At 70.1% G+C, this 20,160-nt stretch carries 17 protein-coding genes and 1 pseudogene; 12 read left to right on the top strand and 6 right to left on the bottom strand.

The features are described from left to right. Positions 1–23: 23 nt before the first annotated feature. Positions 24–320, top strand: a pseudogene (locus QMK34_RS36705) (saccharopine dehydrogenase); the annotation flags it as partial. A gap of 107 nt (positions 321–427) precedes the next feature. Here QMK34_RS36705 and QMK34_RS36700 read toward each other — a convergent pair. Both QMK34_RS36700 and QMK34_RS36695 read right to left on the bottom strand, forming a co-directional pair. Further along, positions 428–1,297 (bottom strand): SDR family oxidoreductase, encoded by an 870-nt coding sequence (locus tag QMK34_RS36700; RefSeq protein WP_326419341.1) that lies wholly within the window; start codon positions 1,295–1,297, stop codon positions 428–430. After that, complete coding sequence (locus QMK34_RS36695; RefSeq protein WP_326419340.1) at positions 1,278–2,774, bottom strand: flavin-containing monooxygenase; 1,497 nt, start codon at positions 2,772–2,774, stop codon at positions 1,278–1,280. The genes QMK34_RS36700 and QMK34_RS36695 overlap by 20 nt, the downstream gene beginning before the upstream one ends. Positions 2,775–2,879: 105 nt before the next feature. Between QMK34_RS36695 and QMK34_RS36690 the strand changes: the two genes are divergently transcribed. The 3 genes from QMK34_RS36690 to QMK34_RS36680 all read left to right on the top strand — a co-directional run bounded on the left by QMK34_RS36690 (position 2,880) and on the right by QMK34_RS36680 (position 6,635). Beyond that, the gene (locus tag QMK34_RS36690) at positions 2,880–3,572 is read left to right on the top strand and encodes a TetR/AcrR family transcriptional regulator (RefSeq protein ID WP_326419339.1); all 693 of its coding nucleotides are present in this window, start codon (positions 2,880–2,882) and stop codon (positions 3,570–3,572) included. A 995-nt stretch (positions 3,573–4,567) separates the two neighbouring features. Further along, positions 4,568–5,857, top strand: a complete 1,290-nt coding sequence (locus QMK34_RS36685) for a helix-turn-helix transcriptional regulator (RefSeq protein ID WP_326419338.1) — start codon at positions 4,568–4,570, stop codon at positions 5,855–5,857. Between the two features lie 25 nt (positions 5,858–5,882). Then, complete coding sequence (locus QMK34_RS36680) at positions 5,883–6,635, top strand: hypothetical protein (protein WP_326419337.1); 753 nt, start codon at positions 5,883–5,885, stop codon at positions 6,633–6,635. Positions 6,636–6,775: 140 nt separating this feature from the next. Here QMK34_RS36680 and QMK34_RS36675 read toward each other — a convergent pair whose 3' ends face one another. Further along, positions 6,776–7,930, bottom strand: coding sequence for a hypothetical protein (locus QMK34_RS36675; RefSeq protein WP_326419336.1), 1,155 nt, complete (start codon positions 7,928–7,930; stop codon positions 6,776–6,778). 218 nt (positions 7,931–8,148) lie between these two features. Here QMK34_RS36675 and QMK34_RS36670 point away from each other — a divergent pair, with 218 nt between their 5' ends. Next, positions 8,149–9,018 (top strand): chitosanase, encoded by an 870-nt coding sequence (locus tag QMK34_RS36670; RefSeq protein WP_326419335.1) that lies wholly within the window; start codon positions 8,149–8,151, stop codon positions 9,016–9,018. A 16-nt stretch (positions 9,019–9,034) separates the two neighbouring features. On the opposite strand, the gene QMK34_RS36665 is transcribed toward QMK34_RS36670, so the two are convergent. The 3 genes from QMK34_RS36665 to QMK34_RS36655 form a co-directional block, all read right to left on the bottom strand. Continuing rightward, positions 9,035–10,018: a PHP domain-containing protein gene (locus tag QMK34_RS36665; RefSeq protein WP_326419334.1), complete on the bottom strand. Its 984-nt coding sequence runs from the start codon at positions 10,016–10,018 to the stop codon at positions 9,035–9,037. An 18-nt stretch (positions 10,019–10,036) separates the two neighbouring features. Beyond that, positions 10,037–10,540: a metallophosphoesterase family protein gene (locus tag QMK34_RS36660; protein WP_326419333.1), complete on the bottom strand. Its 504-nt coding sequence runs from the start codon at positions 10,538–10,540 to the stop codon at positions 10,037–10,039. Between the two features lie 168 nt (positions 10,541–10,708). Beyond that, positions 10,709–11,377, bottom strand: coding sequence for a GntR family transcriptional regulator (locus tag QMK34_RS36655; RefSeq protein ID WP_326419332.1), 669 nt, complete (start codon positions 11,375–11,377; stop codon positions 10,709–10,711). A gap of 130 nt (positions 11,378–11,507) precedes the next feature. On the opposite strand from QMK34_RS36655, the gene araD reads away from it, so the two are divergent. The 7 genes from araD (at position 11,508) to QMK34_RS36620 (ending at position 20,151) form a co-directional block, all read left to right on the top strand. Further along, positions 11,508–13,226 (top strand): L-arabinonate dehydratase, encoded by a 1,719-nt coding sequence (gene araD / locus QMK34_RS36650; RefSeq protein ID WP_326419330.1) that lies wholly within the window; start codon positions 11,508–11,510, stop codon positions 13,224–13,226. A 190-nt stretch (positions 13,227–13,416) separates the two neighbouring features. Further along, positions 13,417–15,240 (top strand): VanW family protein, encoded by a 1,824-nt coding sequence (locus QMK34_RS36645; protein ID WP_326419328.1) that lies wholly within the window; start codon positions 13,417–13,419, stop codon positions 15,238–15,240. Positions 15,241–15,383: 143 nt separating this feature from the next. Next, complete coding sequence (locus tag QMK34_RS36640) at positions 15,384–16,136, top strand: ABC transporter ATP-binding protein (RefSeq protein WP_326419327.1); 753 nt, start codon at positions 15,384–15,386, stop codon at positions 16,134–16,136. Beyond that, on the top strand, positions 16,112–17,701 hold the full coding sequence (locus tag QMK34_RS36635) for a hypothetical protein (RefSeq protein ID WP_326419326.1): 1,590 nt from the start codon (positions 16,112–16,114) through the stop codon (positions 17,699–17,701). Before QMK34_RS36640 ends, QMK34_RS36635 begins: the two co-directional genes overlap by 25 nt. 32 nt (positions 17,702–17,733) lie before the next feature. Beyond that, a complete protein-coding gene (locus QMK34_RS36630) occupies positions 17,734–18,621 on the top strand; it encodes an arginase family protein (RefSeq protein WP_326419325.1) in 888 nt (295 codons plus the stop codon). A 12-nt stretch (positions 18,622–18,633) separates the two neighbouring features. Further along, positions 18,634–19,338: a dienelactone hydrolase family protein gene (locus tag QMK34_RS36625; protein WP_326419323.1), complete on the top strand. Its 705-nt coding sequence runs from the start codon at positions 18,634–18,636 to the stop codon at positions 19,336–19,338. 18 nt (positions 19,339–19,356) lie between these two features. Beyond that, positions 19,357–20,151, top strand: a complete 795-nt coding sequence (locus QMK34_RS36620; protein ID WP_326419322.1) for a PIG-L family deacetylase — start codon at positions 19,357–19,359, stop codon at positions 20,149–20,151. The last annotated feature ends 9 nt before the right edge of the window (positions 20,152–20,160 follow it).

The raw sequence follows: 20,160 nt of genomic DNA, 5'->3' as shown, positions 1-20,160 counted from the left end.
CCGCCGCGCAGGTGAAACCGTAGCGCAGTGCGCTGTCCACCCTGCTCAACCCCCGCCACGCGCCGACTGCGGAGAAGCGCGCGAAGTCCTGGTTCTCGGTGCGTTTCCCCGGCGAGGGCGGCGGTCAGCGCGTCACGACCGAGGTGTTTTTTTTTGATACGGGGTACACCGAGACGGCGAAGATGCTGGCGGAGTCGGCCCTGTGCCTCGCCCTCGACGACCTGCCCGAGACCTCCGGCCAGGTCACCACCGCCGCGGCGATGGGCGACGCCCTCACCGCACGCCTGATCAGCGCGGGCCTCACCTTCACCGTCCTCTAAGGACTGCCACCCCCACCGCGGAACTCAGCCCCGCCGACGTAGAACTCAGACCCGAGAGTGTGGGACTCGCCGAGCCCGCGCGAGTCCCACACTCGGGGGTGCGAGTTCTACGGTCGGGGGCGTTGGGTGGCCTGGGCGGTTACGCGGGCGGTGTAGTCGGCTCGGCGGGTGGGGTCGAGTGAGGTGAGGGCGCGGTCGTCGCCGATCAGGCGGCGGGCCAGGCCCATCACCGGCTCGGGGGTGAGCGCGTCGAGCAGGTCCCAGCCGCCGACGTAGCGGGGCACGGCGATCTCGGCGCGGCGGGTGCGGCAGCTGCCGACCACCGCGCGGGCGATGTCCTCCGGGTCCACCGTCGGCAGGCCGCCGCCGAGCGGCACCCCCGACGACAGTCCGGTGCGGACGGCGCTCGGCAGTACCGCGCTGACGCTGACCCCGGTGCCCGCGTACTCGCGGCGCACGGCCGCGGTGAGCCCGACCGCGGCGAACTTGCTGGCGTTGTAGACGGCCATGCCCGGCAACGGGATTTTGCCCGCCATCGAGGCGATGTTGACCACGTGCCCGCGCCCGCGGGCGATCATCCCCGGCAGCACCAGGCGCAGGCCGTGGATCAGGCCCCAGACGTTGACGTCCAAAGTGGTCTTGCTGAGCGCGTCCGGCTCTTCGACGAAGTCTCCCAACGGCATCACCCCTGCGTTGTTCACCAGCACGTCGACGCGGCCGAACTCCTCGGTCACCGCGTCGAGGAAGGCGGCGAACGACTCGCGGACGGTCACGTCCAGCGGGTACGCGTGCGCGCCGATCTCCTTGGCCGCCTGCTCGACGACGGCGGTGTCGAGGTCGCCGACGCACACCGTCGCGCCGAGCGCGGCGAAGGCCTCGGCGGTGGCGCGCCCGATCCCCCGGCCACCACCGGTGATGGCGACGACGGCGCCGTCCAGCTCGATGTCCGGATAGCGGTTAGCGAACGGAAGTCGCACGGCGCGTCCTCTCGGTGGCTGACGTTTCGACGAGGTAGTCCGATTCCGCGAAGTCCCGGACGCGGGCCCGCAGCTTGCCGGTCGAGAAGGGCCAGCTGAAACTGTTGCGCCCGTTGACATCGGTGTAGTAGCTCGCGCAACCGCCGGACTGGTACACGGTGCCGGGCAACGCCGCCTGGACCTCGTCGTTGAACGCGTCCTGGACCTCGGGGCGGACGCGGACGCTGGCCCAGCCGTTGCGCAGGGTCTTGCCGATCGCGTCGATCGCGTAGCCGAGCTGCGCCTCGAGGATCATGAACGCCGACGTGTGCCCGGTGCCCAGGCTGGGGCCGAGCAGCAGATACAGGTTGGGGAACCCGGCGACCGTGGTGCCGAGATACGCCTGCGGGCTGCCCTTCCAGTGCTCGTCGAGGCTGCGGCCCTCGCCGTCGAAGACCTTGCTCGACACGGGCATGTCGAGGATGTGGAACCCGGTGCCGAAGATGATCGCGTCGACCTCGGCGCTCGTGCCGTCGGCGCCGATCACGCGGTTGCCCACGACCTCCTTCACCGCCACCGGGTGGACGTCCACAGTGGGCTTCGTCAGCGCGCGATAGTAGCTGTTCGACATCAGCAGCCGCTTGCAGCCGAGCGTGTAGTCCGGGGTCAGCACCTTGCGCAGCACCGGGTCGCGGACGGTCAGCCGCAGGTGGGCCAGGCCGATCCGCTGCACCTGGCGCAGGATCCAGGGGCGGCGGAAACCCAGCCCGAGCGTCTCCATCCCGGCGTACTCGGCCGACCGCAGCGCCCGGCGCACGGCCGGGAAACGGCGCAGCAGCAGGCGTTCCAGCTTCGGCACGTAGTGGTCCGGCTTCGGCAGCACCCACTGCGCGGTGCGCTGGAACAGGTGCAGCCTGGCGACGACGGGCTGGATCTCGGGTACGAACTGCACCGCGGACGCGCCGGTGCCCACCACCGCGACGCGCTTGCCGGTGAGGTCGTAGTCGTGGTTCCACCGCGAGGAGTGGAAGACCTCGCCGGGAAAGTCGGCGAGCCCCGGCAGTTCGGGCATCAGCGGCTCGTGCCACGGGCCGGTCCCGGCCACCAGCACTCCGGCGGTGTACGCGCCCCGCGTCGTCTCCAGGTCCCATCGAGAGCCTGCCTCGTTCCACTGCGCGCGGGTCACCTCGACGCCGAAGCGGAGATGCGCGGTGACGCCGAACCGCTCGGCGGTGTCACGCAGGTAGGACCGGATCTCGGGTTGCCCGGCGAAGGCCCGGGTCCACTCGGGATTGGGCGCGAACGAGTACGAATACAGCGCGGAGGGCACGTCGCACGCACACCCCGGATAGGTGTTGTCGCGCCAGGTCCCGCCCAGCTCGGCGGCCTTTTCCAGGACCGCGAAATCGGCGATGCCCGCCCGTTTCAGGCCGATGGCGGCACCGAGCCCGGAAGCCCCGGCGCCGATGACGAGGACCGCGAAGTGACGTTGTTCCATTTTCGGAGACTAGCAGTATCTCAATACCGACGGTAGCCTTATTCCGCATCACTGAAACCGCCAGTATCCCGATACCGGAACCGGTGAACCTTTAGAATCGGGACCATGGCCAGACTGAGCCGCGCCGAAAGTCAGGCGCGCACCCGCGAACAGCTCGTCACGACGGCGAAGGAGCTCTTCCTGCGCGACGGCTATTCGGTGACGTCGCTGGAGAAGGTCGCGGACGAGGCCGGGTACTCCAAGGGCGCGGTGTATTCGAACTTCCGCAACAAGGACGAGCTCTGCCTCGCCGTGCTCGACAGCATCCACGACGAGCAGGTCGAACTGGTCGCCGAGGCGCTCACCGGCGCGGACGGGATGGAGGGGCTGCTCAACGCGTTCCAGGCGTGGGCCGAGCGGAGCATCGGCGACGAGGCGTGGACCGCGCTCGAGGTCGAGTTCGCCACCAACGCCCGGCGCGACCCCCAGATCCGGCACGAGCTCGCGGTGCGGGACAAGGCGATCCGCGACACGATCGCCGGGCTGCTCACCGGCTACGCCGAGCGCTTCGGGATCACCCTCCCGATGTCGGCGGACGACGCCGCGACCGCGCTCCTCAGCCTCGGCATCGGCCTCGGCGTGCAGCGCGCGATCGACCCGACCATCCCGGTCACCGTGCTACCGGACGTCATCCGCCTCTTCGCGGGCGGCCGCCGCCAGCCCGGCGCCTGCCCGGTAGATGGAAAGCGTCACCAGGTGGGCGAGCCGCGGATGCTGTCCGACGTGGACAGTGGTCGCGAAGCAGGCCGCGGCCAGTAACCGGCGCTGCCGGTGAATCAGGTCGAAGCCGACCCCGGCCGGGCAGAACAGCGAAACCGTGATTTCGTCCCCGCGCGGCCTTGTCCAGAGGATCGCGGGCCGTCGTCCGTCCACTGTGCACACCCTGGCTCGCGCGAACGCCGTCCGGAGACGGTGCTGGATCACGATCGCGCGAAGCCGCAGCCGCACGAAACGACGGGCGCTGCGCCAGTAGAAGACCCAGTTGAACAGGCCGGCCAGGATCAGCAGCGACCAGAACACCCCGCACGCGAGGAACAGCTCGACGAGCGCGAACGGGACGAGCACCGCCGCCACGACCTCGTAGCGCCAGTGAAAGAGCGACATGACCAGGTTGGGGCGCTTGGGCTGGACGAGTTCGCGAGCAAGGTCGGAAATCGGCCGCGGCGAGCGGGAGCCGATCATGATCGGCCTCCCGCCACACCGGCGTCGGCCGCCGAGACGGGCACCGACCGGACCACCCCGACGCCGTCGCAGTCCAGGCAGGCCGGGCCGCCGGGGTGCCACCCCGTGCCATCGCACGTGACGCAGGCGTGCACCGTGGTCCCAGCGGGGATCGCGGTAGCCGCGGCCACGCTTGCCCCGCCCGCGGCTCACCTGCCAGCCGCGTGCTTTCGCGGCCGCGTCTTCGTCGGTCGCGAAGAGCCAGTTGTCGAACCTGCCACGGAGTTTTTCGAACCAGCCCGCCGATTCTGACGTGTCCTGCTTGTGGTTCACCATCGGAAACGCCCCCTACACACTGCGAGGTGCATCAGGTCGGCGAACGGCACCACCGTCTTGACTGGCGGGGCCGGCCGCGAGCGAAGGCGACGAGGGTCGCCGGCCGGGCGGGTGCCGCCGTCCGGTCCAGGTGGAGCGAGACTCGTTCTTCCACTTCAGGACGTCGCGCCGACACTTTCGGCAACGTCCGCTAAGCTGCGCTTCGTGTGCACATTCAGCAGTGTTCCTACGTTGCCTACATTAGGTAGGTAGGGGCCATGTCGAATGCCTACGATCAGCCTACATCGGCCGGGGCCGGGCCGGTAGATACTGATGCGGTAACGGTCACAACCGAGGAAGTCGGGCAGGAGCTGCGCCGCCTGCGCAAGGCCGCGGGCGAGACGCAGGCGGAGACCGCCAAGATCATCGGGGTGGCCAGGGCCAACCTGACCCAGTGGGAAACCGGGAAATACCTGCCATCGCCCGACAACGCCCAGCAGCTCGACGACCACTTCCGCGCGGCGAACGCGCTGGTCAGCCTCGTCGACACGGCCCGATCGCCCCATGATCGCCCCGCCGGGCCGACCGGCGGCCTGATCGACACGTCCCGCTCGCTCGCCCACGTCTTCCGCCGGGTCGGCGACAGCCTGGCCGGCTATCTCATCCGCGACGATCAGGGCAGGCCGCTGGGTTGGCGGCACAAACTCCAGCTGGACACCCCGCCGACGACGCTCAGCACCGCGTACGGCCTCTGCGCCATGGTGGTGGTAGGCGAGCCCTACATCGACCTACATCGGCTGGCCGGCAACCTGTACGAGCTGCGATCCGAGCTCGGCTGGCAAGCCCGGTCCGGGGGCAGGCGCCCGGAAACGACGGCGGCGGCGGTCGACGCCCTGTCGAGGGTGGGGATCGGCATGTCGGCCGACGAAGGGCTGGGCTACCTCGAAAGCTCGCTCGACGCGTTCAGCCGGACCCGCCCGTACCTGCTGTCCACGGTGCTGCAGGTGGCGACCCGGTTGCGCCCGGAGGCCCCGCTGACCACCCGGCTGATCGACGACCTGCTGGCCACCCGGCTCGACTTCCAGGGATCACTGCTGTGGACCGAGAAGAACGAGGAAGGGCTGGTGGCGCCGGAGGCGTCCGTCGCGCACACCGCCCGCGCCGTGGTGGCGCTGCGGGAGGTCCTGCACAGCCGGGACGATCGCCACGACGTCCGAGAAGCGATCGACGACGCGACGCAGTGGCTGATCGAGCGAACGCATCCCGACGACGGCATGTACGAGGAGCTCATCCGGCCTCGGCCGGACGGCGTCGGCTCCACCCGGATCATCATCCGGCACTTCACCCCGGCCTGGATCGTGCAGGCGCTGGCCGGCGCTCCCCACCTGCCCGTCGACCGGCTCAACCGCGCGCTCCTGCCCCTGTGGGAGCGATACGAGGCCGGGCTGGGACTGTGGACCTGGGGCAGTGGTGACGTCCCCATCTGGTTGACGCTCGACGCCGTCACCGCATTGCGTGCGGCCGCGCTCGCCGTGGCCACACCGCCCGTGAGCCCGCCAGGAGAGTAGACCGAACCGGAGCGTTGAACAGCCCATGAACGACAGTCCACAAACGACGGTCATCGAGTCCGTCGCGGGTCACTGGTTCCTTCGTGATCTCATCGAGGACGTGGCCACCGGCGAAGCGGCGGACCTGCCCTGGCTGTGCCGGGCGGCCGACCGCGTCCGGCAGAATCCGGACAAGTTCCTTTCCTGGCTGGAAGAAACCTTCCTGGACGACGACGCCGCAGCGCACGACGCTGCCGGACGGTCCTACTGGCATCCCAACGGGTTCGCCAAACTGGTCCTCCACACCGCCGCTGAATCGCGGTTCCGGGTCAGGCTCCACATCTGGCCCGCGTCGAAAGAGGCTTCGCAGGGGGAGTCGAATCCGCACAGCCATCGCTGGGAGTTCGCCTCTGTCGTGCTTGCGGGCAAAGGCATGCACATGTTCGAGTACCGCGAAACCATCGGCGGCGGGAAGCCATACCAGCGCTACCGGTACGGCACCGACCCGGCCGATCCCGCCGCACTGGTCCGGGACGGGCAGGTCCGGTTGCGGAAGACGAGCTCTCCGCACGTGCAGCGCGGAGAGGTCTATTCCTGCGACACCGAAGTGGTGCACACCGTGCGTCCGATCGCCGCGGACCTGACCGCGACGGTGGTGGTCCAGGGACCGCGTCGCGTGCGGTCCACGGTCGTGTACTGCGAGCCAGGCCAGACCGAGGACCAGCCCAACCGCGCGGTGACCGACACCGAGTTCAAGGAGCTGCTGCGCTCGGTGATCGCCGCGTTCGGACGCGCTTAGGTCGTGTCTGTTCGACGGGCTTCGTGTTCCAGGTGGTTCCTGGCGGTGCGGGGGATTTGCCCTCGTACCGGGTTATCCTCCGTGCCGTCAGGGGCCGCCTGGGCGCGAAGACCGCGAACTTGATCTGCCAGAGACACGGCCTAAGCCTGGCGGAGCGGGTCGATCACCAAGCGGGCGTAGCGGGCGGGCCAGCTGTCGTCGCCGGGTGGGAACCTGCGGTCAGCCAACGCGACGAGCGCTTCGGCTTCGCCGGGCGCGGCCCATTTGGTCGCGTAATACCAGGAGTTGAGGGCCGCCGCCGTCGAGCCGGTCAGCTGGGCGAAGACCTGCGCGAAAGGCTTCAGCCCCAAGCTGTCCGCGGGTTCGAGTGCCTTCCAGAAGTCGGGACTTGCCGGATCGGCCAGGTGCGCGAGCACCATTTCGCGCAGGCCGGGACGTCCGGTGAGTGCGAGGTAGGGCTCGCGAAGCTCGGCAGTCCTTGACGCCAGGGGCAGTTCCATCGCCCATCCATCCAAAAAGGACAGAATCGCCTGCGCGGCACGAAGTGCCTCCAGGGTCGGCTCGCGAGCGGCGGCCAGTGCGGCGTAGGCCCGCAGTGCCGCCTCGCCGTCGGGGTAGTCGGCGATCGTCGGTCCCGGGCCGTCCTGGCCGACCAGCGAGCTGAGGATTTCCCCGGCGCCGTCGAAGAGTTCGGCGTCCACGGTGCCGGCCGTGAGCGCGTCCAGCAGGCCACCGGTGGTCGCGGCCGTGATCGCCAGGTAGCCGTGGTCGATGTCGTTGCGGAACCCGTCGCGCAGCAGCCAAGCCCGGATCTCCGGGTCGGCGGTGCCCTCGAGCTGGTCGACCGCGGCGATCCGGCCCCAGCCCGCGACCCGGCGGCCCAAGGTGCAGATGGCCTGGTCGGCGTCCACCTGGGTGCGGCGCAACGCGGTGACGGCCTGCTCGGTGAAGTGCTCCAGCGTGCCGATCAGGATCAGCAGCCCACGGTCGCGCTCGTCGCCGGATTCGCCGAGCAGGACGAGCCCCCTCTTGACGTCTTCCCTGTCCCGGCCGGTCCGAACCAGGTCGAGAGCCTGCTCGCGCAGCTGGTCACGGCTCAGCGCGGGGACGTCACGCGAGTCCGGGAGCTCTCGCGAGTGGTGCTTCATGATGCCGTCGAGCGCGCCGGCGGCGAACCGCACCGCGCCGGGCTCCGCGGCTTCGTCGGGCAGCGGATCGCCGCCGTCCGGCCACGGGCCGGGGCCGTGCGCGGCCAGCAGCAGACGGGCGTGGTCGTACACCGTGGGACTAGTCATCGGCAGCAGGATGACAGTGCCGGACGAGTTTGGCAAGAACCTTTACTTAGGCCTTGTGACCTGCCTCACCCTCAGTTATCTTAGCGCTACGCCGCAGCAAGACCGAAGTGACGTTTTCCGCCTGCCGCCCGGAATCGGGTGTCCGGCGAAGACCGTCACTCCGTCAGTACGCCCTCATGACCATTCCTGATAGTTCCTGCGGAAAGGGATCCACTTTCATGAGCAACCCCATGCGGCCCGCGCTGCGCCGTGCACTCGGCGCCGCCTCCATCCTCGCTCTCGCCGTCGCGACCCCGGCAGTGGCCTCCGCCACCTCCTCCGCCGCCTCCTCGGCTCCGGCCCCGCTCACGGTACAAAGCGCTTCGGTCAAGGCCTCGGGTGGCGACCTCGCGACGCCGGAGAAGAAGGAAATCGCGATGGAACTGGTTTCCAGCGCGGAAAACTCGTCACTGGACTGGAAGGCGCAGTACGCCTACATCGAGGACATCGGTGACGGCCGCGGCTACACCGCGGGCATCATCGGGTTCTGTTCCGGCACCGGCGACATGCTGGAACTGGTGCAGGCCTACACGAACTCGACGCCGGGCAACCCACTGGCCAAGTACCTCCCGGCACTGAAGAAGGTCAACGGCTCGGCCTCGCACACCGGGCTGGGCACGCCGTTCGTGAACGCCTGGAAGCAGGCCGCCGGGACGGCCGCGTTCAAGACCGCGCAGAACAACGAGCGGGACCGGGTCTATTTCACCCCGTCGGTCAACCAGGCGAAGTCGGACGGCCTCGGCGCGCTCGGGCAGTTCATCTACTACGACGCCATCGTCATGCACGGCCCCGGAGACAGCTCCGACAGCTTCGGCGGGATCCGCGACTCCGCGATCAAGAAGGCGAAGCCGCCGTCACAGGGCGGCAACGAGACGACCTATCTCAAGGCGTTCCTCGACGCGCGCAAGGTGATCATGAAGCAGGAGGAGGCGCACGCCGACACGTCGCGGGTCGACACCGAGCAGCTGGTGTTCCTCAACGCCGGCAACCTCGACCTGCACACCCCGCTGAAGTGGAAGGTCTACGGCGACCCGTACGAGATCAACTGACCGGAGACGGGCTCGTTCAACCGAAGAGCTCGGGGGCGGTGCGGGTGTTGAGCACCCGGTCCGCGCCGATCCCGCACTCCGTGGCGCGCACGCACCCGTAGGACTGCCAGTCGAGCTGGCCGGGGGCGTGCGCGTCGCTGTCGATGGCGAACTCGCAGCCGAGCTCGGCGGCCAGCCGCAGCAGCCGCAGCGGCGGGTCGAGGCGCTCGGGCCGCGCGTTGATCTCGACCGCGACGCCGTTTTCGCGGCAGGCGGTGAACACGGCCTCGGCGTCGAACTCCGACTCGGGCCTGCCGCGGCCCATCACCAGCCTGCCGGTGCAGTGCCCCAGTACGTCCACCTGCGGGTTCGCGACCGCGGTGAGCAGCCGCTGGGTCATCTCGGCCCGGGGCATCCGCAGCTTCGAATGCACGCTCGCGACCACGAAGTCCAGCTCGGCCAGCAGGTCTTCCTCCTGGTCCAGCGTGCCGTCGAGGTGGATGTCGACCTCGATACCCCGCAACAACCGGAACGGCGCGAGCGCTTCGTTGACCTCGGCGACGACCTCGAACTGGCGGCGGAGGCGTTCCGGCGAGAGCCCGTTGGCGACGGTCAGCCGGGGCGAGTGGTCGGTGAGCACCATCCATTCGTGCCCGATCGCGCGGCCCGCCTCGGCCATCTCCATGATCGGGCTACCGCCGTCCGACCAGTCCGAATGGGTGTGGCAGTCGCCGCGCAGCGCGGCCCGCAGCGCGCCGCCGTCCGGCAGGCCCGGCTCGCCGATCTTCGCGAAGTAGGTGGGCCTGCGCCCGGAGAGCGCGTCCTCGACGACCCCGGCCGTGGCCTTGCCGATCCCCTTGAGCTGGGTCAGCGTCCCGGCCCGCGCCCGCTGTTCGAGCTCGTTCGCGGGCACCTCGGCGAGGATCGCCGCGGCCTGCCGGAAAGCCCGCACCCGGTAGGTCGGTTCACCCGAACGCTCCAGCCGGAACGCGATCTCCCGCAGCGCCTGCACAGGATCCATGGCTCCTGTTGTACTCCGTCAGCGCCGTGAAGGCAGCTTGGTGAGCGCCACCTCGGCCAACTGCCCGTCGCGGATCTCGGCGGTCTGGTAGGTGCAGAAAGGCTGCTGACGCCGGTCCGTCGGCGATCCCGGGTTGAGCAGCCGCAGCCCGCGCGGGGTCACCGTGTCCCACGGGATATGGCTGTGGCCGAACACCAGCACGTCGGTGTCCGGGAAGCCCAGCTCACAGCGGCGGTCACGGCCCTTCGCGCCACCGGTCTCGTGGATCATCGCGAACCGGAGCCCGTCGAGCTCGACGCGGGCGATCTCCGGCAACCGGGAGCGCAGGTCCTCGCCGTCGTTGTTGCCGTACACCCCGACCAGCCGCTTCGCACGGGACTCCAGCTCGTCGAGCAGGGCGGCCTCGACCCAGTCGCCGGCGTGGAACACGACGTCGGCGGCCTCGACCTCGCGCCAGACCTGCTCCGGCAGCGCGCGGGCCCGTTGGGGAAGGTGGGTGTCGGCGAGGATCAGCAGGCGCACGGCTGGGGCGTGTCTGGTGAATCTGTTCGATGGGCTTCGTGATCCAGGTGGTTCCTGGCGGTGCCGGGGAGTCGCCCTCGTACCGGGTCGTACTCGGGTCGTGCGGCCCCGTGCCGCCAGGGGCCGCCTGGGCGCGAAGACCGCGAACTTTGATTTGCCAGACACGCCCTAGTCCTCCGCCTGGTCCCCGATGGCGCTGAGGATGCGCTGGAGGAACTCGGAGATGTGCTTGCGCAGCAGCGCGGCCGCGCCCTCGGCGTCGCCCTTCTTGGCCGCCGCGAGGATCGCCTTGTGCTCGGTCAGCTCCTTGCGCCAGCTGGGGTTCGACTCCCAGCCGACGATGCTGATCAGGGCGGCGCGGTCCTTGAGATCGTCCAGAATGGACACCAGCAGCGGGTTGCCGCAGCCGCTGTAGAGCGCGCGATGGAACCTGCGGTTGAGCAGGCTCAACGCCGCTTCGTCGCGGTCGGCGATCGCGCCGGAGGCCTGCTTGAGCGCCTCGGCGGCGTCCTCCAGCAACGACGGATCACGCAGCTCGACGGTGCGTCGCACGGCTTCGGGCTCGAGCACCATGCGGACGTCGTACACCGCACGGGCGAGATCGGCGTCGACCACGCAGACCGACGCGCCCTTGTACGGGCTGAAGGTGACCAGCCCGGAGTTGGACAGCACCTTGAGCGCCTCACGGACCGGGGTCTTCGACACGCCGAGCCGCTGGGCGAGCTCGGCCTCCACCAGCGGCTGGCCGGGCAGCAGCTCCCGGGTGAGGATGCCACGGCGGATCTCCTCCAGCACCACTTCGGTACGGGAGGCGGGCAAACTGAACGTCCTAGGCATCGTCGGTCCCATCGGCAGGTTTTCGCAGCTGGTGGTCGAATCTACCGGCCGCGCGCCGCGCGGTCGCCCTGACGTGCACAACACTCTGGATCATATATCAGATTCCATACTCAACTGTAGGATCACCGCCATGAAGACACCGGAGGAGCTCCGCAGCCATCGCTGGTTCGGCGGGGACGGACTGCGCGATTTCAGCCACCGCGCGCGCACCAGGCAGCTGGGGTACAACCCCGAGGAGCACCTCGGCAAGCCGGTGATCGCGATCCTGAACACCTGGAGCGACGTCAACCCCTGCCACATGCACCTGCGGGAACGCGCCGAGCAGGTCAAACGCGGGGTGTGGCAGGCGGGCGGGTTCCCGCTGGAGTTCCCGGTGGCGACGCTTTCGGAGACGTTCCAGAAGCCGACGCCGATGCTGTACCGGAACCTGCTGGCCATGGAGACCGAGGAGCTCCTGCGCTCCTACCCGGTCGACGGCACGGTGCTGATGGGCGGCTGCGACAAGACCACCCCCGCGCTGCTGATGGGCGCCGCGAGCGCCGGGCTGCCCGCGATCTTCGTGCCCGCGGGGCCGATGCTGCGCGGCCACTGGCGCGACCAGGTCCTCGGCAGCGGCACCGACATGTGGAAGTACTGGGACGACCGGCGCGCCGGGCTGATCGGCGACCAGGAGCTCTCCGAGCTCGAAAACGGCCTGGCCCGCTCCCCCGGCACCTGCATGACCATGGGCACAGCGTCGACGATGACGTCGGCGGCGGAGGTGCTCGGGCTGACGCTGCCCGGCGCCGCGTCCATCCCGGCCGTCGACTCGGCGCACCACCGGATGGCGTCCGCGAGCGGTGCGCGGATCGTCGGCATGGTGTGGGAGGACCTGACGATCGGCCAGGTACTGGACAAACGCGCGTACGCCGACGCGATCACGACGGTGCTGGCGCTCGGCGGGTCGACCAACGCGGTGATCCACCTGATCGCGATGGCGGGCCGCAGCGGGATCCCGCTGAGCGTCGACGACTTCGACGCGATCGCGCGGCGGGTGCCGGTGCTGGCCAACATCCGGCCGGGCGGCGACTGGCTGATGGAGGACTTCTACTACGCGGGCGGCCTGCCGGGGCTGCTCTCGCGGCTGACCGACCTGCTGCACACCGACCGGGTCACGGTCACCGGCCGGACGCTCGGCGAGCTGCTCGAAACCGCGCAGGTGCACAACGACGACGTCATCCGGCCCCGGGACAACCCGGTCGCGGCCGAGGGCGGGGTCGCGGTGCTGCGCGGCAACCTGGCGCCGTCGGGCGCGGTGATCAAGCACCTCGCGGCCGAGCCGCACCTGCTGACGCACACCGGGCCCGCGGTGGTGTTCGACGACTACTCCGACCTCAAGAAGCGGATCAACGAACCGGCGCTGCGCATCACCGAGGACTCGGTCCTGGTGCTGCGCGGTTCCGGCCCGCTCGGCGGCCCGGGGATGCCCGAGTACGGCATGCTGCCGATCCCCGATCACCTCCTGGCCAAGGGTGTACGCGACATGGTGCGCGTCTCCGACGCCCGGATGAGCGGCACCAGCTACGGCGCCTGTGTCCTGCACGTGGCGCCCGAGTCGTTCGTCGGCGGACCGCTCGCGCTGGTGCGCGACGGCGACCCGATCACCCTGGACGTCCCGGCGCGGCGGCTGAGTCTCGACGTCGACGAGGCCGAACTGGCCCGCCGCCGCGAGGCATGGACACCGCCCGCCCCGCACTACGAACGCGGCTACGGCGCGCTGTACAGCGCCCACATCACCCAGGCTGACGAAGGCTGCGATTTCGACTTCCTTGCCCGCCCGGGAGCGAACCCCGAACCCGACCCAAGGTAGATTTCAGACAGTACACGCAACCGAGGCGAAGGTGACCCAGGTCACTTTTGCGAGTCGCGCGCCTTTTTGGCCGACAGGCCCCGGGATCGTGATGGCAGGGCGCCGGTGGGACCAACTGTTGCTTCCGCACCTGGTCGCGCCCTGGCAGCACGATCGCGGACAGCGCGACTAGGAAACAGAGGGTTGAGAGTTGCCGCAGGAACCTCGCTGGCCTGAGTCCGACACCGAACGGTGGCAGGGCTCCCATGCCGAGCAGACGGAAATCATCCCGATCGTCGTCCCCCGCACTGAGGAGCCCGTCACGGAGAAGCCTGCTGAGAAGCAGCGCCGTGGTCTGCGGAAAGCCGCGTTGATCGGCGGCGGAACGCTCGGCGTGCTCGCCGTTGCCTACGTGCTCGACCTGGTGATCAGCGGTGGCAGTGTGCCGCGCGGGGTCACCGTGGCAGGCGTGGACGTCGGCGGGATGGATCGCGCGGCCGCCGAGCAGCAGCTGCGCGGCCGGATCGAACCCCGGCTGACCCGCCCGGTGCAGGTCAAGGCGGGCGACGTCGACTCCATCGTCGTGCCGCAGGTCGCCGGGCTCAGCCTCGACTGGCCCGCCACCCTCGACCAGGCCGGTGACCAGCCGCTCAACCCGGTCACCCGGATCTCCTCCTTCTTCTCCCACCGCGAGGTGGGCGTGGTCTCCCACGGCGACGGCGGCAAGCTGGCCGACGCGATCGAGTCGCTGCGCCAGAAGACCGACCGCGACCCCGTCGAGGGCACCGTGCGCTTCGAGGAGGCCACCCCGGTCGCCGTCGAACCGATACAGGGTCAGAAACTCGACGTCACGGGAGCGACCCGCGAGGTGCTGGCGCGCTGGGCGAGCGGCGAGGCACTGCGGCTGCCGGTGACCGCGACGCCGGTCAAGACCTCCCCCGAGGCGGTGCGCGCCGCGCTGGAGCAGATCGCGAAGCCCGCGGTGGCTTCGCCGCTGCTCATCAAGGGCGAGGGCAAGGACGCCACGGTCAAGCCCGAGGCGATCGCGGCGGCGCTGAGCTTCGAGCCCGCCGACGGCGGTGTGCTGGCCCCGAAGATCGACAACAACAAGATCATCGAGGCGGCGGGCCCGCAGCTGAAGTCCACGGAGAAGGAGGGCAAGGAGGCGCAGGTCGTCTTCGACGGCGGTAAGCCCGCGGTCGAGCCCTCCGAGGACGGCAAGGGTGTCGACTGGGAGCCGAGCCTCAAGCCGGTGCTCGACGTGCTCAAGCTCGCCGACAAGCGTGAGCTGCCCGCGATCTACAAGACGACCCCGGCCAAGGTGACCACCGAGCAGGCGAACCAGCTCGGCGTCAAGGAGGTCATCGGCGAGTTCACCACCGGCGGGTTCGCCCAGGACTCCGGGATCAACATCAAGGTGGTCGCGCAGAAGGTCAACGGCGCCATCGTGAAACCCGGCGAAACGTTCAGCCTCAACGGGTTCACCGGCCCGCGCGGCGCACCGCAGGGGTACGTCGAGGCGGGCGTGATCGAGAACGGCGCCCCGGCCCGCGAGATCGGCGGCGGGATCTCGCAGTTCGCGACGACGCTGTACAACGCCGCGTACTTCGCCGCGATGAAAGACGCCGGGCACCGCGAACACAGCTACTACATCAGCCGCTACCCCGCCGCGCGCGAGGCAACGGTGTTCCAGAACCCCAACGGTTCCAGCGTGATCGACCTGAAGTTCGCCAACGACAGCGAGACCGGCGTCGCGATCCAGACCATCTGGTCGCCATCCTCGCTGACGGTGAAACTGTGGGGCACCAAGCGCTACACCGTCGAGTCGGTCCCCGGCGGGCGCGCGAACCCGACCGACCCGCAGACCAAGGCGGGCCCGGCGGAGAACTGCAAGCCGTCGAACGGCGCCCCCGGCTTCACCGCGTCGGACACCCGCGTGGTGAAGGACGCGTCGACCGGCCGGGAGGTCCGCCGCGAGACCCGCAACGTCCGCTACAACCCGCAGCCGAAAATCACCTGCGGCGGCGCCGAGTAACCCCGTCCGGTCCCGAGTGTCATGAAAGGGTCTTTCAGGACAAAAATTGCCCTGAAAGACCCTTTCATGACACTCGCGGCCGCCGGGCGTAGCCTGCCCCCAGGAATCGGGGCGAGGGGGAGCGAGTGGCCGTGGAACCGGCGATGGGGCTGTACAGGTTGACCAAGAGGTTCGGCACGACCTTGGCCGCCGACAACGTGAATCTCGAGGTCCCACCAGGGTCGTTCTTCGGGCTCGTCGGGCCGAACGGCGCCGGGAAGACGACGTCGCTGTCGATGGCCGTCGGCCTGCTGCGCCCCGACGCCGGTGGCGCGCGGATCTTCGGCGTGGACGTCTGGCAGCGGCCCGAGCAGGCGAAAGCCCTGATCGGCGTGCTGCCCGACGGACTGTCGATCCCCGAGCGGCTCACCGGCCGCGAACTGCTGACCTACATGGGCCTGCTGCGCGGGCTCGACAAGAACACCGTCGCCGAGCGCGCGCATGAGCTGCTCGGCGTGCTGGAGCTGCTCGAGGCCGAGCGCACGCTGGTCATCGACTACTCCGCGGGGATGCGGAAGAAGATCGGCCTGGCGATGGCGTTGCTGCACGGGCCGCGGCTGCTGGTGCTGGACGAGCCGTTCGAGGCCGTCGACCCGGTGTCGGCGTCGACCATCCGCACGATCCTGAACCGGTTCGTCGGCTCCGGCGGCGCGGTGGTGCTTTCGAGTCACGTGATGGCGCTGGTCGAGCAGCTGTGCAACCACGTCGCGGTGATCACCCACGGACGGGTGGTGGCCGCGGGCGCGGTCGACGACGTCCGCGGCGGCGGCAGCCTCGAGGACGCGTTCGTGCACATCGTGGGCGGGCGGACCGGCGGCGCGGAAGGACTGTCGTGGTTGGCGTCCTCGTCCGACTGAAGCTGCGCGTACTGCGCAACTCCCTGCGGGGACGCCAGATCGTCGGCATGATCGTCGGCGGGATACTGGGCCTGTTCCTCGCGGTCTTCACGGTGTTCGCCGGGCTGGTGCCGTTCGACGAGGCCAGGACCTCGGTCGACGTGCTGGCCTCGCTGTACGCGGTCTGGGCAATCGGCTGGATCCTGGCGCCGGTGGCGACCGGCGGCGGTGACGACACGCTGCGGCCGGAGCACTTCGCGCTGCTCCCGATCGGCAGGCGCAAGCTCGCTGTCGGGCTGCTCGCGGCGAGCTTCGTCGGGGTGACCGCGCTGGTGAGCCTGGTCGCGTTTCTCGGGCTGGTCACCTACGGGCTGCGGCTCGGCACCGGCCCCGCGCTGGTCGGGCTCGTCTTCGCGCTGCTGCAGCTGGTGTTCGTGGTGCTGGCGTACCGGCTGATGATGGCCGCGCTCGGCGCGCTGCTGACCTCCCGCAAGGGCAAGGAACTCGGCGTCCTGCTGGTCGCGCTCACCGGTCTGTCCGGGGTGGCGATCAACTATGTCGCGAGCAGCCTCGGACCGGCCATTGTGGACGGACGGGTGCCCGCGCTGGCGACGACCGTGCGGATCCTGCCCTCGGGCTGGGGAACGCTCGCGGTGCGGGCTGCGGGTGACGGCGACTGGGGCATCGTCGCCGGGCTGCTGGCGGGCCTGGCCGCGCTGATCGCGGTGATGCTGCTCGGCTGGGGCGCGTTGCTGGCCAAGCGGGTCACGTCGCCGTCGTTCCGCGGGGCGTCCCGGTCGAAGGCGGCCGAGCCCGGCAAGCGGGCACGCCGATCGTTGCTGCCGGAAACGCCGATCGGCGCGGTGGCGGGCAAGGAACTGCGGACCTGGTGGCGTGACGCGCGGCGGCGGGTAGCGCTGCTTTCGACGGTGATGATCGGCGTGGTGATCGCCGTCGTGCCCTCGCTGTCCGGTGGCAGCCGCGCGGTGATGCTGCCCTACGTGGCGCTGTACGTCGTGTTCTTCGCGTCCATGCAGTCGGGCAATCTGTACGGCTTCGACGGCAGCGCGCTGTGGCACACCCTGGTCGTGCCCGGCGCGGAGCGGGCTGACATCCGCGGCCGTCAGCTGGCCTGGGCCCTGATCGTCGCGCCGGTCGCGTTGCTGCTCGCACTGGTACTGCCCGGCGTGACCGGGACGCCCTCGGCGTATCCATGGGTGCTGGGCCTGGTGCCCGCGCTGGTCGGCGGCGGCGCGGGGGTGCTGATGCTGCAGTCGGTGTACATCGCCTATCCGCTGCCGGACCCGCGCCGCAACTCGAGCCCGTGGTCCTCCGGCGGGCGGCCGGGCTGCGCCAGGGTGCTGCTGATGCTGTCTGTTTCACTGCTGCTCGTGGTGGCGGCGATCCCGGTGGTCGCGGTGCTGGTGGCGGGTTCGGTGCTGCACTCCCCCGTGCTGCGCTGGGCCGGGATCCCGGTCGGGGTGCTGACCGGGACCGCCCTGGCCTGGTGGTGGGGCTGGCACGCGCAGCAGCGGCTGGCCGCCCGCGGCCCGGAACTGCTGAGCACCGTCTCGAAGGAACGCTGAAAGTGTCGGTGCCCCGCGCTAACGTGCTCGGCATGGGGAATCTCGTACTGCTGGACGCACCGTCCAACCTCGGCCTCCGCCCGCCCGCGGAGGGCGCCGCGCCGGGCTGCTACAAGGCGCCCGGCGCACTGCGCGACCTCGGGCTGCTCGCCCGGCTCGGCGCCACCGAGGGCGGCGTGGTCACGGCCGCGCGCTATTTCTCGGCCTGGACTCCCGGGGAGGGGGTGCGCAACGCCGCCGCCATCGCGGCGTACACGCACAAACTCGCCGAGCGCGTGGCCGGGATCCGCACGGCGGGCGGCTTCCCGATCGTCCTGGGCGGCGACTGCTCGATAGCGCTCGGCTCCGCACTGGCGCTGCGTCGCGAGGGCCGGTTCGGCATGGTCTACCTCGACGGCCACGACGACTTCCGCCACCTGGGCAACAGCGAGCACGTCGCGTCCGTGGCCGGGGAGGCGCTCGCGGTGGTCACGGGCCGTGGCGCACCGGAAATCGCCGACGTCGAAGGGTTGTCGCCGTACGTGCGCGACGAGGACGTGCTCGTGCTCGGCGTCCGGGAGGAGGAGTCCGCCGACGCCAGGGCCGCGGACCTCCACACGGTGACCAGCCAGCAGCTCATGGCACACGGTGTCGAAGAGGCGCTCGCGCTGGCACGCGAGCTGTTCGGCCGCCCGGGGCTCGACGGGTTCTGGATCCATGTCGACATAGACACTCTCGACCCGTCGTACGTGTCCGCTGTGGACAGTCCCGACCCCGGCGGCCTGGATCCGGAAACACTGGTCGCGCTGTTCCGCGGCCTGCTCGCGATCCCCGGCGCGGCCGGGTTCGAGCTGACCGTGTTCGACCCCGACCTCGATCCCGACGGCAGCCAGGCGGCGCTCGTCGCGGACATCCTCGAACGTTCTTTTACTGCTGCTTAAGGAGATTGTCCCTTGACCACGACCCGATCCGAAACCGTCACCGTGGCCGACGGCACGTTCGGCGTGCCCGTCTGGCTGCCGGAATCGGGCCGTGGCCCCGGTCTGGTGCTGATCCAGGAGATCTTCGGCCTCGACGACTATCTGAAGTCCGTCGCGGCCGACCTCGCCGCGCTGGGGTACGTGGTCGTGGTGCCCGAGCTGTTCTGGCGGATCGAGCCGGGCTGGTCGTCCTCGCACGACGAGGCCGGGCTCGCCGCGTCGATGGGCGTGGCGGGCCGGTTCGACGCCGGACTCGGCCTGTCCGACGTGCTGGCCACGCTCGCCCTGCTGCGCTCGCTGCCCGAGGTCGACGGCCGCGCCGGGGTCTTCGGCTTCTGCCTTGGCGGCGGGCTGGCGTACGCCGCGGCCGCACAAGGCGATCCCGACGCGGCCGTGTCGTTCTACGGCTCGTCGGTGCTGGGCACCGTGGCGCTGCTCGAGCAGATCTCCTGCCCGATCCAGTTCCACTTCGGCGCGCTGGACCCGTACCTCCCGCTGGCCGGGGTGCGCGTGCTGGAGGAGGCGGTGGCGAAGCACGAGGGCGCGGAGATCCACATCCAGCCCGAGGCCGGGCACGCGTTCCACAACCACCTCGCGCCGATGTTCCACCAGCCCGAGGCCGCGGCCGCCGCTTGGGAGCTCACGACGAGCTTCCTCAGCCGCGTTCTGTCGGTGTGAACCGGTAACGTCGATTCCATGGCCACTCTCGTGACATTCCACGCCCATCCTGACGACGAATGCATCAACACCGGCGGCGTGATGCGCAAAGCCGCCGACGAAGGTCACCGCGTGGTACTCGTGGTCGCCACCAGGGGCGAGGTCGGCGAAGTGCCGGACGGGTTCCTCGCCGAAGGGGAGCAGCTCTGGCAGCGGCGGGTCGAGGAACAGCACGCCGCGGCGGACGTCCTCGGCGTCAAGCGCGTCGAGTTCCTGGGCTACCGCGACTCCGGCATGATGGGCGAGCCGACGAACGACGAGCCCGGCACGTTCTGGACGGCTTCGGTCGAGGAGGCCGCGCAGAAGCTCGCCGCGATCCTGCGCGAGGAGTCCGCCGACGTGCTGACGGTGTACGACGACAACGGCGGCTACGGCCACCCCGACCACATCCAGGTGCACCGGGTGGGGGTCCGCGCCGCCGAACTCGCCGGGACACCGCGCGTCTACCAGGCCACCGGCAACTCCGACCACATGCGCCGCGGCATCGAGGCGGCCGTCGAGCAGGGCATGATGAAGGCCGAGGACCTGCCCGACTTCGACGAGGGCACGACCTACGGCAAGCCGGAGGCCGAGCTCACCGGAGCGGTGGACGTCACCGCGTACCTGGGCCACAAACGCGCCGCGATGCGCGCCCACGCCAGCCAGATCAGCGAGGAGTCGTTCTTCCTCGCGATGCCCGAAGAGGGCTTCGCGCACGCCTTCGGCACCGAGTGGTTCATCCGCGAAGGGCAGGGCCCCGGCATCACCGAGACCGACCTCATGGCCGGGCTCTGACGTTCGCTC

The organism is Amycolatopsis sp. H20-H5 (assembly GCF_035828755.1).
Lineage (GTDB): Bacteria > Actinomycetota > Actinomycetes > Mycobacteriales > Pseudonocardiaceae > Amycolatopsis.
Note: the sequence above shows the minus strand (reverse complement) of the source record. Positions and strands in the feature narration are given on the sequence as shown.